This window comes from Candidatus Seongchinamella marina (assembly GCF_026262685.1).
Lineage (GTDB): Bacteria > Pseudomonadota > Gammaproteobacteria > Pseudomonadales > Halieaceae > Halioglobus > Halioglobus marinus.
The window spans coordinates 95,247-109,188 of sequence record NZ_SHNP01000002.1; the positions used below are offsets into that span (position 1 = coordinate 95,247).

A 13,942-nucleotide genomic window follows, 5' to 3' on the forward strand; every position below is an offset into this window, starting at 1 on the left:
TTATTCCTTGCAATAATTCGCTAATCCGTCGCCACTTTTACCACTGGATTGATTGTGCCCTCAAAAACAGTTCCCCAGATCGCGATGTCCCTGAGTTTATCCCTGGGGATCTCGTAGGGGTTCTCCTCCAGTATCGTAAAATCAGCTTTTTTGCCAGGTTCAAGTGAGCCTATTTCATTTTCGAGCCCTAGGCTTTTTGCGGCTTCTATGGTGATGGCCGCCATCGCCGTTTCAACTGGAATGCGTTGATGGCGACCCCATGTCTTATTATCACTGGCAATGCGATTGGCTGCTACCCAGGCAAGTGTCAGGGGCTGCAATGGAGCCATAGTAAAATCAGAATGAAATGACACCGGGACACCCGCTGAATGCAAACCTCCCAGGGGTGATATGTTTTCAGCTCTTCCTGATCCGAGGCCGTGCTCTGCATAAATGGGCGCAAGCTCATATAAGTAATAGGGATTGTTTGAAACTGCGATATTCAGCGCCTTCACCCTGGCATGTTGATCGCTTCGGGCATACCCGTAGTGCTCCAGCACTATTTTCGGATCTTGCCCGGGCACCGCCTGTCTGAGCGCGGTGACGTGATCCAGGACTTGGTCCAGTCCGGCGTCACCATTTACGTGAATATGAATATCCCAGCCAGCGCGCCAGAATGTCTCTAACAGTGCCTTTTGTTTCTTCGGTGGAATCATCCACTCGCCGTGGTGGCCGTCCAGGTAGGGTTCCGTCATCTGCATAAGTTGGCTATATATTGCCCCGTCAGCGTAATACTTGATGTGCTTCACCACCCGAATTCTGTCGCTGGATTTGTGTAGCAGGTCTTCTGCAGCACCGAGTACAGTTTCCAGGGATTCGTTTTGATTGCTGAGGAACATCGCATTGGGGACCAGAGCGAAACGGTAGGGCTTGCCGATGAGTTCCCATCTTAGGGACCAGTACTCAAGTAGGGTGCTAATTTGGGGAAAGCCCTGCTCACCAACCGTGGTTACCCCAGCGCGTTGAATTAAGTCGCTCATTAGCGATAACCCGCTTAAGTAGCGCGAGGGCGCTGCGATAATTTTCATCATCGGCTGCCCCAGGGTAAACATGCCGGACTCCCAGATATGCCCGTTCTTCCAGCTGCTTTGTGGCTCTAGCGCAAAGTTCTCTTCGGTGAGTCCAAGCGTTTCCAGTGCTTTGCTGTTGAAGAACATTTCATGCACCGATCGCTGCCAGATCATAATGGGCCGCTCGGTTGATACTTGATCAAGTGAGTCTCTGGTTAAGGGGCCGTGGTAGGGCTGGTGGTAGCCCCACGCGATTAGCCAATCTCCCGGCGCCAAGGTCTGGTCAAGTTGGTTTAGCCTGCCGATAAAGGATTCGGGATCACGCAGCGGCTTGGAAAGGCCACTGGCCGTTGGCCAGGCCATCGCAGCCACAATCTCCATCGGCAAAATAGTAGCGGCTATTGAGGGGTGTATATGAGGATCAATAAATCCTGGCATAATCACCTTATCGTCAAATCGCTCATCGACGCGTACCGTTAGTCCGCGGAGTTCTTCGCGAAGGTCGGCAAGATTTCCTATTGCGACAATGGTATCGCCGCGAATGGCTATTGCTTCAGCTGTGGGTGTTTGCGGGTTCATGCTGATGATACTGCGCGCAGTAAAAACGGTAATCGTGTCTTCAATTGCGCGGGTACAGCCACCTAATGTTGCTAGCGAGAGAATCAAGGCAAGCATAATCAGAGCATTTGAATTCAAGGCATTTCTCCCAAAAAAAAGCCCAATTCAATATTGTCGGAGTTGAAGCCGGGCATAACGAACATGCTACCACGGCCATTGCGCCGATTCAGAAGCCAATAGTTGATGTAGGCGTTTTAAAAAATATGCCAGACAAAAAATGACGTTATGGAGAGGCAGGGAGAAGGGCGTGCTGCTGGTCTACAAAAATAGGTGAGGACCACGCTCGCTCCTGCACTGGAGACAGGCATTCATCCGAGAAATTCGTGCGGTAGTCTCCGTAGCAGGGGTCTATGCTGATAAGGTTTCCATCGATGTCGAGCTCAGGCCTTAAATTCGCGCCATTGATCGCTGGCGTTGCCTGTTGCAAGGCCCGCGCATAGTAAAGGCTGTCACGTCCGCTTTTTGTGTGGTCCTCATCTGCAAAGCGCACTACGCAACCGTCAGGGTCGGCAGGACAATTAAAGCGCTTCCAGGGATCTTCAATGAGTGTCTCTATCGGTTCTCCTGGATAGGCTTGCGGCCTGATCCTGATGATTTCGATAGCAGCGATGGTTTCTCTTTCTTCAGCAGGGTTGAAACATTCGCCAGCGCACAAGTATTCTTTCCGCTGGCCACTGAGCGCGTCAGTATCGACAGGGCAGCCAGGCAGTTGCTTCCACGCGCCCAGGGCACGGACTTCAAAGCGTGGATTTTCAGCCATAGCGACAGCCGATCCCATCGGAGCTGCGCCATTGGGTCCATTGAGCACATCGAACCAGAGCAGCATTCTGGGTCCCGATGTGCCGTAAACTTCCTTGCGTTTTAAAGCTCCCCAGATATCTTCTCGTCTGCGGCTGAGGGCGTGAACAGCGACAATGCCTCCGGGATAATAAAAACTTTGCATCCTTTCCATATCAGGAATTGGATTAGTGCCAATGACTTGCTGTGGCATTTGAGGATCTATCATTTCGCCTGCCAGGCGCGACACGATGCTACCAAAAAAGTCACTTCTTACACCGGTAACCATAGTCATTTTACGGCGCTCGTACTGTTTGTAGCCGGTGCCTGGGCGAGAGGTATGATCGTCAGTGGATCCTATAAAACCAAAGCGAAATCGCAGGGGTTTACCGTTGTCATCGACTTCGCCAAAGTTGCTCAGTGCCATAGCGTATTGAGAGCTTTCTTTGAACACCTGGTTGAAGGCCGGTTTGAAGCAATCGGTGCATTGTCCACATTGCTGCCAATCCGCTGCTGTTGTGTCAGGAAAGACACCAATATAGCGATTGCCTGCCTCAACGGTATATTGTCGGGCAAGCTTTACCCGTGCCTCGCACTGGTCGTCGGCAAGTTCGCCGCAACGTCCGCGCATAATTTCACCGGCTTGCCAGCAGCAGGGTGTATAGCCATCACTGGGCTTAGGACACGCGAGACGCCCGTCAGCGGTGACGATGCCCTGGTCGAAGGGCCGGTATTCTTCGCTATTACCATGGCCGCTCATGATTTCCAGTAAAGGCTGCTGACGATCATTGTGATACTTGGTCGCAAGTGCCTTGTCCCAGGTCGCTGTAGGTGGTGTGTAGGCTCCCCAGGTATTGCCGTGGGGAATTACCATATGCTCCAGGCCCCATTCGTCCAATTTACGATAAAGCACGTCAGGAGTTGCCGCATTTTCCATGCAATTAGCTGGTAGATCACGGGTATGTGTTTTTGTATCGCAGCCTGGAACCGCTGCTATATCGTCGAGCATTCGAACGAGGTTGCTGTAAGGCTTCCAGTTAAGTGGGTCGATAAACTTGCTTGAGCCACTGCGGCGAGAGAGCGCAAATACGCCAAGATCATCCGGCGTTACCCTTGCGCTGATGGGTCTCGCGGGTAGCTCGTTATCTTCCGTACCGGAAAAAATGACATTCTTGTGTCCAAAGTGGGCATTGACGGCCGGTGACATTTGGGTCCATTCCCAGCCGGCAAAGGCCACGAGGTCCGGATTGACGGCATCGGCACTTGCGTTACACGCTCGCACTGTCTCTCGTGTCACCTGCCAGTGTTTGGGCGTGAGTCCTTCGGCGTGATCGTTATAGCTGAAGAAATCCAGTTTCCCGCAGTATCGAGCGAAATCGCAGGCGTCAGCTACGGTGTGAATACCTTGCTGGCCCATCATCGGTAATTCCAGCGTGAAGGCGTCTACCGAGTAGGTGCTGTGAACGTGTAAGTCACCAAACAGTATTTGCTTGTCTTCGCTTTGCGGACGCAGTAATTCGGCGCTTGGTTTTCGGCCCTTATCGCGAAGGCGTAAATCTGCCGGTGCAAGTGCACTTCCTTCTACTTTACCGGTAGGGTGGGAGTCGCCACTACAGCCACTAATCAGAATCACCAGCCCGAGAATTAAGCTCGATAGTGGATTGTTATGTTCCATAGCAGGATCTTCAGCTTCACTGTATCAAGAATAGACTATGCAGCCAGCCGAAGCAGCTTTTGTATGCCGACCGGGAACCAGCGCTTGAGCAAATCCAGTAAAATGGCGTCTTTACCCACTCGTATACGCAAGTTTTTCTTCTGGATCGCTTTAATGATTCGAGCGGCAACATGCTCAGGTGTGACGCCGATTCTTTGGGCGAGCTCATAGTTGCGCTGCGCAGCTTCCAGATCATCAGAGTTTTTAAGTGTGGCCTGAATCATGCCTGTCTTGATTGCGCCTGGATGAACCGAGGTAACACCTATGTTGAGCTTCTCCATCTCGGCCCACATGGACTCGCTGAGAAGTTTTACTGCCGCCTTGGTTGCACAGTAAGAGGTCTGACCTGGTAATCCAACGAAAGCACTCATGCTGGACAGGTTGATGATATGTCCTTCACCTGAATCTTTGAGCGCGTCCAGGAAGTAATGGCAACCATAGAGTAGACCCCACCAGTTGATGCCTATGATTTTCTCCCAGTCTTCAATGCTGTGCGTTTCAAAAGACTTTTGGTAGGTGATGCCCGCATTATTGACCAATATATTAACTTTTCCATGGGCAGCGAGAACCTTTGCCGGCAGCTCAGACATTTGCGCTTTATCGGTAATATCAACGACGTGACTGGTAATATTGATGTTCTCAACCGAGAGTTCATTCACTACCTTGGTAAGTGCTTCTTCAGAAATATCGACCAGCGCAAGGTGGCAGCCGCGATCAGCTAGTCTGACCGCAAGAGCGGAACCTACGCCGCCGGCACCGCCGGTGATGACCGCGACTTTATCCTGCAAGTCTTTCATGAATTCTCCTTATCGCTTTCAGTTAAGATATTTGTTGGCAATGGGCAAATGCTTCTCGCCCATGTCGGTGTTGCAGAAGCTGTCGGGGTACTTTAATCCCCAGCCAATCGTGCGATCGAAGGCCGCGTGTGCAAGCCAAATAAGTGCTATGGCTTGCAATATTTGGTCGCCCGTACTCCAGCCCAATAGCCCCAGAGTGATTGGTCCTATGTAGCAGTGAGCTAGATTGTAGGCGATACCACCAACGCGCCGACCCGCAAAAAAGTAGGCAGAAATGCTCAAGTCGGGGATGAAGAATAGAGCGGCGAACATGAACCACTTAAAGCCTAATGCGTTGTAGACGTAACATGATATAAAAAGCACGACGGCGCTCTCTATACGTCTTTGTGCAACTGGATAGAGAAACATGGAATATCTCCGTGCTTTATAGCTTGTAAGTGTGTTTCAAGATGCCAGGGTCGGCTTCGGCTAAAAAAGCGGCTATGCCATTAAAGTAGGGCCGGGTTAAGTCGTTCCATTCGATAATCTCTAGCATCAAGCCAGGCACTAGCTCAGACTCCACATAGGCCATTTGTGCGTAGCCAGGTGCACCTGCATTCATCACTGCGGTAAAGCCATTGCTCATGGCGTGCTGATATGCGGTGTCAAAATCCTCCACGCACACGGCATAGTGATGGGCACCCCAGTAGTCGCGCTTCGCAGCTTCCTGATACATCGACGGTGTTGTGTTTACCTGCTCTATCAGCTCAAGTTGTACGTCACCGATATAGGCAAATGCCATGTTAAGAACAATCTCACCAGCGACCTCGTTACGATAGCGACAACCTTGCAGTGGCTTGCAGTTGCGCGCCACTGCGAAAGGAGTGATACCCATCTGGGCGTGCCAACTCTCGATAGCTTGATCAATATCGGCTACGACATAGGCGATCTGCCGAATGGGTCCAAATACTGCGTTAAGAGCGGGAAGCATTACAGGCCCTGCACATTGAGGGGGCAGTGAATGCCTCCTGGTGCCTCGATCAGTGTTGCGCAGCGGTTGCAGTGAATACAGCCATTTTTGTAGTTCAGTCGCTGAGCTCTTAAGTTATTGACGTATTCTGGGTCCTTGATTAGCGGTCTTCCCAGCTGCACAAAATCGAAACCTTCCCTCATGACCTGCTCGATGCTTTCGGCCTCAGTGCATCCACCTATGTAGATCATCTGGCAATTCACTCGATCTCTAATTTGCTTGGCATCTTCCAGGAAGTAGTTTTCATAGTAGGGGTAATCGCGAAACATTTTACTACCCGTGAGTTTCAAGCCCAGTTTTGCGATCGGGTTTTTTTGCTGTTCTATCAGCCCAGTTGCCAGGCTTTCGCCCCGGAAGTAGACCATTGGATTAAAGGGGCTGGTGCCACCAGAACATATCAGCGCATCGATGCCAGCTTTATCAAACATTGAGGCGATTGCCATCGCTTCCGGCAATTTGATACCGTCTCTAACCCCATCGGTCATATTCATTTTTCCGGTTATGGCGAAATCATCACCCACCGCGTTTTTCACTGCATCGAGCACCTGCAGTGGTAGCCGCATTCTATTGTCAAGACTGCCGCCGTATTCGTCAGTGCGCTTGTTGGTTCTGGGACTGATAAATTGGCTAAGACCATAGCCATGGCCAAAATGAATTTCAGCGGCATCGAATCCTACGCTTGCCATAAATTTGGCTGCATCCACATACGTGCTTATCAGGTACTCGATGTCTTGCAGCGTCATTGCGCCCGCAAAAGGCACTCCTGAGGGAGCGCCCAACATGTTGAAAGCTCGTGAGGGCCCCAAAGGCCGTTTTAAGCGCTGCATCTTTCGTACTTTGGAAAAGTTTCCGCAGTGGGTCAGTTGACCGGACACTTTTACGTCGGGGGCGATTTCCTTCAACACACTGATCATGTTGGTTAGCTGTGGCCGTATGCCCTCATGCAACCACATCATCTGGTCATTGATTCGACCATCGGCTTCGGTTGTACAGTAACCGATTGTCGTCATTGCAACCCCGCCTGCCACAATTTTCTTATGGAAGTTTTTTAGGTTGTCGCCTGGCACGCCGTTGGGCGTTTTTCCCTCATAGGTAGCCGCTTTGATAATACGATTTTTCAACGCCAGTCTGCCCAGCGAGGCTGGGGAAAATACTCTGTCTAGATATTCGCTCATGACTTGATCTCGGAACATATACAGTGACGCTTCTCAGGTTATGTAGTATGGTTACATATGTCAATCCAGAGTCGGTTCAATGAGTGATACCAAGCATCACAGACGCACCCAGGCTGAGCGCCGAGCGGAGTCTCGCCAGGCGGTGCTAGATAGCGCCTGTCGTCTGTTTGCAGCAAATGGCTATGCGGACACCGCCCTGGAAGATATTGCGATTGACTGCGGCCTGACGATTCGGCCGATTTATCACTATTTTGGCCACAAAAAGGGGCTTTTCGCAGCGGTTAATGAGGTGGCGGAGCAGCGCATCATCGCCTCCATGCAAGCGGTTGCTGAATCGAATGCATCGCCCACAGGATTGGCTCAATGGCGTGCCTATCTGGATTTGTGTGACGACCCGGGTTTTCGCCAGGTGGTGTTAATTGACAGCCCGAATATTCTCGGGCGCGAGCGTTGGAATAATAGCCCCGTGAGCGTGGCGGTGCGCAGCACGTTGACTTCGAGCGAGTTGGGCAATGTGGCAGAGCAGTTTCGAAGTACACTACTGCAGGCTGTAGTGATGGGTGCGTTTGCCGAAGCGGCTTTAACCATAGCGGCGGCTGATGACATGGCTATGGCCAGGGCAGAAGCCGAACAATTGATGGAAGTTTTGTTTTCCGGGGTTTGGAGTGAGTGTTGAAGGCGACGTTCACAAGCCCGTATACACAGGCCTATAGCTCTGGTTCGTCCGCGTCGCGTATTCGCTCCAGCCGTTCCTCTTCTTCTGCCAGCGCAGCCTTGATTTCCAGCATAACGGCATCAACATCCGCGTCGTCATAGTCGACATCAAACTGACCGGTCAGCTCCAGCTCGGGGTTCAGGTCGCCTGCTTCGTAGAGTGACCAGATTTCCTGTGCATAGCGGCTGCTCTTGAGGTCCGGCGCAAACATTGAGTAATAAGTAGTCATGTTGCTTACATCGCGTTCTAACATGGATTGCGCGTTATTGTTGTTTGCAGCGAACACTGCCTGCGGTAGATCGATAATGACCGGACCGTCGGCGTCTACCAGTACGTTGAATTCGGATAAGTCCCCATGTATCAGGCCTGCACATAGCATGCGCATAACATCGTGCATGATTTGCGAATGGTCTTCCCTGGCCTGTTCTGCGGACATAGTGACATCGTTCAATCTAGGCGCGACATCGCCGTCTTCGTCAGTAATCAGTTCCATTAGTAGAACACCGTCGACACAACCATAGGGCTGTGGAACTCTTACGCCGGCGCGATCTAATCGGTATAAAGCGTCCACCTCGGCGTTCTGCCACACTTCTTCCTGCTGTTGCTTGCCGAATTTTGATCCTTTTTCCATCGCCCGGGCTCGACGACTGTTGCGAACTTTTCTACCCTCGGTGTACTGCGCGGCCTTTTTGAAGCTACGCTTCATGGCATCTTTATAGACCTTGGCACAGCGTGTGTCGCGGCCGCAACGCACCACGAAAACGTCTGCTTCTTTGCCGCTCATCAGGGGGCAAATCACTTCATCAATCAGGCCGTCCTCGACCAGCGGCCTAAGGCGTTTAGGAGTCTTCACAAGTATTAAAGCCTGCGCACTTTGAATTTTCGGCCTTTTATCTTGCCGTTGAGTAGGCGTCCCAGTGCTTTGTCAGCTACCGACGTTTCTACGGCAACGTAGGCGGCAAAGTCCATGACGTTGATTTTGCCGACGGTCGAGCCTGCGATACCGGCTTCGCCCGTTAGTGCACCAAGGATATCACCGGGCCTGACTTTATGCTTTCGCCCGCCAGCGATACACAAAGTGGCGTAGGGGGGAGGGGGCATTTTCTCGCCCCTCACAGAAATGCTTTCAATGGGTTTGGTTTCTGGCTCTTGCTGAGCTAGCTGTCTGATTTTTTCCAGTTTATATAGTTCTGAGTCGGCAAATAGTGAAAGCGCAAGTCCTGCTTTGCCTGCCCGACCGGTGCGGCCGACCCGGTGCACGTAAACCTCTGTCTCTCGCGGAAGCTCAAAGTTGACGACTACCGGCAGGTCATCAATATCCAGACCTCTTGCGGCAACATCCGTAGCCACAAGCACGCTGCAGCTTTGTTGACGAAATTGGATCAGCACCTGGTCTCGATCGCGCTGCTCCATGTCACCATGCAGCGCGAGCGCTCGTATGCTGCGCTCATCAAGGTGTGCAGTAACGTCACGTACCAACTGCTTGGTGTTACAAAACACGACTGCGGTTTGCGGAGCAAAGTGATTCAACAGGGTGACCAGGCCATCCAGTCGTGCCGATTTTTGGCATACGAAGAACTGCTGGTCGATCTGCTGGTCGTTGTGCATAGTCTCGACGCTAATTCGCTCGGGCTGTTTCTGAAAGCGAGCACTCAGTGCTTCTATATCGTCCGGATAGGTTGCAGAAAACAGCAGGGTTTGTCTTGCGGCGGGAGTTTGCTCAATGATCGAACTGATGTCTTCTACAAATCCCATTTCCAGCATTCGGTCGGCCTCGTCCAGTACCAGCGTGCCGACCCGGGTCAGATTGAGGGTCTTTTTACGTAAATGGTCGCTTATCCGTCCGGGAGTTCCCACCACGATGTGAGCACCGTGTTCCAGCGAGCCAATTTGTGGGCCAATAGATTGACCACCGCACAGGGTGACGACCTTGATATTCTGACGATAACGGGCAAGGCGTCGAATTTCTCCCGAAACCTGGGTTGCCAATTCTCTCGTGGGGCACAGCACCAGTGCCTGGGTGCCAAAATCTCTGGGATTTAGCTTGTCCAGCAAAGGCAGGCTAAAAGCCGCAGTTTTACCGCTGCCGGTTTTCGCCTGCGCGATCAGGTCTTTACCTTTAAACGCCAGCGGCAGGCTCGCCGCCTGTATGCCTGTCATGCTGGCATAGCCCAAACTGATCAGGTTATCGAGCTGATCCTTGGGAAGGGGAAGGCTGGAGAAAGACGCGTCTGCCACGGTAAAGGCCCGTCGGTTAGGGTTTTAGGGCGCGCAGTGTACCAGATTGTCAGGCTTTTAAGGATCTTATGGCTCATAGATCACGAAGATCTTCTGGGTTGGCTCAATCACTTCCCATTCACCCTCGAAGCCTGCCGGTACGCAGACCTTGTCGCCGGCATTGAGCGCAATTTCATTACCCCGTGAGTCTCGTAATATGGATTTTCCACTGAGAATGTGGAAATACTCGTTCTCGGTGTAAGTGACCTTCCAGCAGCCAGCTTCCGCACCCCACTCACCCGCAAAAAACTTGTCATCTGCCTCAAAGTGGGTTGTGGCATTTTGCATGGGTGAGCCTTTCACCAACTTCTCTGCCGGGGTCGGGTAGGTCTCAACTTCAGCCCTGCTATTGCTGAAGCTCACCACATCGTTAATGTTTCTTATCATTTTGAATCCCTAATTGTTGCTGTCTAGTCTAGAGTGTAATCGAGACGCAAAAAATACTCATCCAGGGGCAGTTTTAGTTGAGGGAAAGGGCCCTCTAGCCGTTATAGCAGCTGGGAAGCGACACATTAATACCGCCTCAATCTATAACTGGCTGCAAACAGTGGCAGTTGCTAGTTGTGAGTTGCCTCAGGTACAGGTAACCTTGCGCGCTTGACGCCACAAGTGTCCTACAAAAAAAGATTTCACCAGGTTTTTATTACTATGAAGATCCTGAGCGCAACGCGCGCCGCCCTCGGGTTGGCACTTCTCTTACTCCTATCCGGATGCGGAGACGGCCCATGGAATAACCCGAATCCGTCATCGCCTGAAGGCCAACTGGTCTATCAATCGGTGATGTCTCCTGCGCCGCCCAAACACCTTGACCCTGCGGTTTCGTATGCGTCTGATGAGAACGTGTTTCTCAGCCAGATCTACGAGTCACCGATGGGCTATCATTTTCTGAAGCGGCCCTATGAACTGATTCCCCTGGGCGTAAAGGATCGACCTGTTGTCACTTTCCTGGACGAGCAAGGTAATGAGGTTGCAGAAGAGGGCGACGTAGCCTTTAGCCGCTATACGCTGAAAGTGCGGCCTGACGCTCGCTATCAACCACACCCATCTCTTGCGGTTGACGATAGCGGTGATCCGCTTTACCTATTCGATAGCGCCAGCGAGGGCGCTCGCTTTCGATCAATCCCTGATTTCCCCCAAACGGGCGACAGGGCTGTGCACGCCAACGACTACGTTTATGGTATCAAGCGTTTGGCAGATCCGGAACTGGGCTCGCCTATGCTTGGTTTTATGGCTCAGTATATTGTAGGCATGAAAGAGTTTACGGCTCAGTTGGCCCAGGTCCCTCGCGATCAATGGCTGAATCTTGATGAGTACCCCATGGAAGGCCTTAAGGTGGTTGACGAGCACACCTTGACGCTCACTATATACGGCCGCTATCCCCAGTTTATCTATTGGCTGGCCATGCGTTTCTTTTCGCCAATTCCTCCAGAGGTGGATCGCTTTTACCACAACCCAGGCTTTATCGACCGCAACTTGACGCTGGATTGGTGGCCGGTGGGCTCCGGGCCGTTCATGATGGAGAAAAACGACCCCAACAGCGAAATCGTACTGGTTCGTAATCCCAATTTCCGCGAGGATTATTTCCCTTCTGAGGGCGGACCTGGGGATCTCGAAGCGGGGAATCTGGTGGATGCGGGTAAGCGTCTGCCACTGGTGGATCGAGCGGTCTTCAGGCTCGAGAAAGAGGTCTTGCCGCTGTGGACCAAGTTTCTTCAGGGCTATTACGATCGCTCAGGCGAAAATCACGGTAATACCAATAACGTTTTCGACCAGGCCTTTACGGTAGGCCCTGATGGCGTTGAGATGTCCGGGGACGTGGCAGATCATGGCATCAACATGGATCCCGATGTGAAACCAGGGATTTACTACTACGGTTTCAATATGCGAGACCCGGTTGTTGGGGGCTACACCGAAGAGAAGCGTAAACTGCGCAGGGCGCTACAAATCGCTTTCAATGTCGAGGAGTACTTGGCCATTTTCTACAAAGGTAATGGAATAAATGCTCCTAGCCCAATACCTCCCGGTATTCCCGGTCATCTGGAAGGTGAAGCCGGTATTAATCCCCTGACGCACGAGTGGATCGATGGAGGCGCTGCACGCCGTTCAATAGACGAAGCCAGACAGTTACTGGTTGAGGCAGGCTACCCCAATGGCAGGGATGAACGCACCGGAGAGCCATTAAAAATCTTCATTGATGTGCAGAGCCAAGCCGTCAGTAATACCACGATGAACTGGATGGATCGTGCCTTTGGCCAGATTGGAGTTCAGGTCGAGTACCGTCCTGCAGACTGGAACCGGACTCGAGAAAAACTGCTCACTGGCAATACGCAAATTTACTCCCATGGCTGGTTGGCAGATTATCCTGATCCGGAAAACTTCCTGTTCCTGCTCTTCAGCCCAGAGAGCCCACTAATTTGTAAGTGCGACGGCGCTAATAATTCAAATTTTGAGCACGCCGAATATGACGAGTTGTTCCGCCAGGTTCGTGTCTCGCCCCGCGGCCCAGAACGAGATGCGATGGTTGCCCGTTTGGTAGAAATCTATAGGGAGGAAGCGGTTTGGTTGTTTGCTTATTATCCCAAGGATATTTACCTCTCTAATCCTTGGGTCAGCAATACCAAGCGCCACGGGATTTCCAAGGCCACTCTTAAGTACATCAATATTGATGATGAAATGCGGCAGCTTAAACGCGCCGAGTGGAACCAGCCGATAACCTGGCCGTTATTTGCCGGTGCAATGTTGATGATCGGATTGGTACTCCCCGGCATCACCGCCTATCGTCGTCGCCAGAACGCCACCGCCAAAAACACAGGTAGCCAGTAATGCTTGCTTATATCATTCGACGCTTGTTTTACGCCATTCCTATCCTGATCGGGGTAAACCTGCTGACGTTTACCCTGTTCTTTGTGGTGAATTCTCCTGACGATATGGCTGTTTCGCAGCTGGGAGAAAAGTATGTCACCCCGGAGGCTATCGAGAAGTGGAAAGTCAAAAACGGCTACGACAAGCCCCTGTTTGTTAATGATGAAGCCAGTGGTATTGACGCCATCACCGATACAATTTTCTTTAACAAATCGCTGCGACTGTTTGCGTTTGACTTTGGTCGATCAGAGAGCGGTAGAGATATTACGACTGATGTTTCTAATCGCATGTGGCCCAGCCTTGCGGTGGCCTTGCCCACTTTTGCGGTGGGTATCGGGGTTAATATTTGTGTGGCCTTAATGGTGGTGATGTTTCATGGCACCAAGCTGGATCGATGGGCGGTATTCGTTTTTGTGTCGCTGATGTCTATTTCATATCTGTTTTACATTATTGGCGGGCAATACCTCATCGCAAAAACCTGGAAACTGGTTCCTGTTTCTGGCTTCCACCCGGATGGGCAAGTGTGGCGATTTTTAATTCTACCGGTAATGGTGGGTGTGGTTGCGGGTATAGGGTCTGGTGCACGTTGGTACAGAACCCTGTTTCTGGAGGAAGCCAACCAGGATTATGTGCGCACCGCCAGGGCCAAGGGCGCCAGCGAAATCAGCATTCTCTTCAACCACATTTTACCCAATGCACTTATTCCCATCCTCACCGGTGTGGTGGTATTGGTGCCGGCCCTATTCATGGGCAGTTTACTGATTGAATCTTTCTTCGGCATCCCGGGGTTGGGAAGCTATATGCTGGACGCGATCAAATCACAGGACTTTGCCATTGTGCGAAGCATGGTCTTTATCGGTTCCATCCTTTATATCGTGGGGCTGATACTCACCGACATTTCTTATACCTGGGCTGATCCCCGGGTAAGATTAAGCTGAGGGTAGCGAGA

12 protein-coding genes are annotated in these 13,942 nt (G+C 51.7%); 3 read left to right on the forward strand and 9 right to left on the reverse strand.

The features are described from left to right. Positions 1–20: 20 nt before the first annotated feature. The 6 genes from EYC87_RS05455 to EYC87_RS05480 form a co-directional block, all read right to left on the reverse strand. Positions 21–1,745: an amidohydrolase gene (locus EYC87_RS05455; protein ID WP_279251988.1), complete on the reverse strand. Its 1,725-nt coding sequence runs from the start codon at positions 1,743–1,745 to the stop codon at positions 21–23. A gap of 145 nt (positions 1,746–1,890) precedes the next feature. Continuing rightward, on the reverse strand, positions 1,891–4,119 hold the full coding sequence (locus EYC87_RS05460; RefSeq protein ID WP_279251989.1) for a DUF3604 domain-containing protein: 2,229 nt from the start codon (positions 4,117–4,119) through the stop codon (positions 1,891–1,893). 35 nt (positions 4,120–4,154) lie between these two features. After that, entirely contained in the window at positions 4,155–4,955 is an 801-nt protein-coding gene (locus EYC87_RS05465; RefSeq protein WP_279251990.1) for an SDR family NAD(P)-dependent oxidoreductase, read from the reverse strand. Between the two features lie 18 nt (positions 4,956–4,973). Continuing rightward, positions 4,974–5,363 (reverse strand): DUF4260 domain-containing protein, encoded by a 390-nt coding sequence (locus EYC87_RS05470; RefSeq protein WP_279251991.1) that lies wholly within the window; start codon positions 5,361–5,363, stop codon positions 4,974–4,976. A 16-nt stretch (positions 5,364–5,379) separates the two neighbouring features. After that, complete coding sequence (locus EYC87_RS05475) at positions 5,380–5,925, reverse strand: VOC family protein (RefSeq protein WP_279251992.1); 546 nt, start codon at positions 5,923–5,925, stop codon at positions 5,380–5,382. Continuing rightward, positions 5,925–7,139 carry an NADH:flavin oxidoreductase gene (locus tag EYC87_RS05480; protein ID WP_279251993.1) on the reverse strand — a complete coding sequence of 405 codons (1,215 nt, stop codon included), beginning with the start codon at positions 7,137–7,139 and terminating at the stop codon, positions 5,925–5,927. Before EYC87_RS05480 ends, EYC87_RS05475 begins: the two co-directional genes overlap by 1 nt. Before the next feature lie 79 nt (positions 7,140–7,218). Here EYC87_RS05480 and EYC87_RS05485 point away from each other — a divergent pair, with 79 nt between their 5' ends. Next, the gene (locus EYC87_RS05485) at positions 7,219–7,815 is read left to right on the forward strand and encodes a TetR/AcrR family transcriptional regulator (protein ID WP_279251994.1); all 597 of its coding nucleotides are present in this window, start codon (positions 7,219–7,221) and stop codon (positions 7,813–7,815) included. 31 nt (positions 7,816–7,846) lie between these two features. Here the strand turns inward: EYC87_RS05485 and EYC87_RS05490 are convergent, their stop codons facing one another. The 3 genes from EYC87_RS05490 to EYC87_RS05500 all read right to left on the reverse strand — a co-directional run bounded on the left by EYC87_RS05490 (position 7,847) and on the right by EYC87_RS05500 (position 10,518). Next, positions 7,847–8,707, reverse strand: coding sequence for a PA4780 family RIO1-like protein kinase (locus EYC87_RS05490; RefSeq protein WP_279251995.1), 861 nt, complete (start codon positions 8,705–8,707; stop codon positions 7,847–7,849). A gap of 5 nt (positions 8,708–8,712) precedes the next feature. Then, positions 8,713–10,092, reverse strand: a complete 1,380-nt coding sequence (dbpA, locus tag EYC87_RS05495; protein ID WP_279251996.1) for an ATP-dependent RNA helicase DbpA — start codon at positions 10,090–10,092, stop codon at positions 8,713–8,715. Between the two features lie 66 nt (positions 10,093–10,158). Then, positions 10,159–10,518: a cupin domain-containing protein gene (locus tag EYC87_RS05500; RefSeq protein ID WP_279251997.1), complete on the reverse strand. Its 360-nt coding sequence runs from the start codon at positions 10,516–10,518 to the stop codon at positions 10,159–10,161. A 261-nt stretch (positions 10,519–10,779) separates the two neighbouring features. Between EYC87_RS05500 and EYC87_RS05505 the strand changes: the two genes are divergently transcribed. Both EYC87_RS05505 and EYC87_RS05510 read left to right on the forward strand, forming a co-directional pair. Next, on the forward strand, positions 10,780–12,954 hold the full coding sequence (locus EYC87_RS05505) for an ABC transporter substrate-binding protein (RefSeq protein WP_279251998.1): 2,175 nt from the start codon (positions 10,780–10,782) through the stop codon (positions 12,952–12,954). After that, entirely contained in the window at positions 12,954–13,931 is a 978-nt protein-coding gene (locus EYC87_RS05510) for an ABC transporter permease (RefSeq protein WP_007229315.1), read from the forward strand. Before EYC87_RS05505 ends, EYC87_RS05510 begins: the two co-directional genes overlap by 1 nt. The last annotated feature ends 11 nt before the right edge of the window (positions 13,932–13,942 follow it).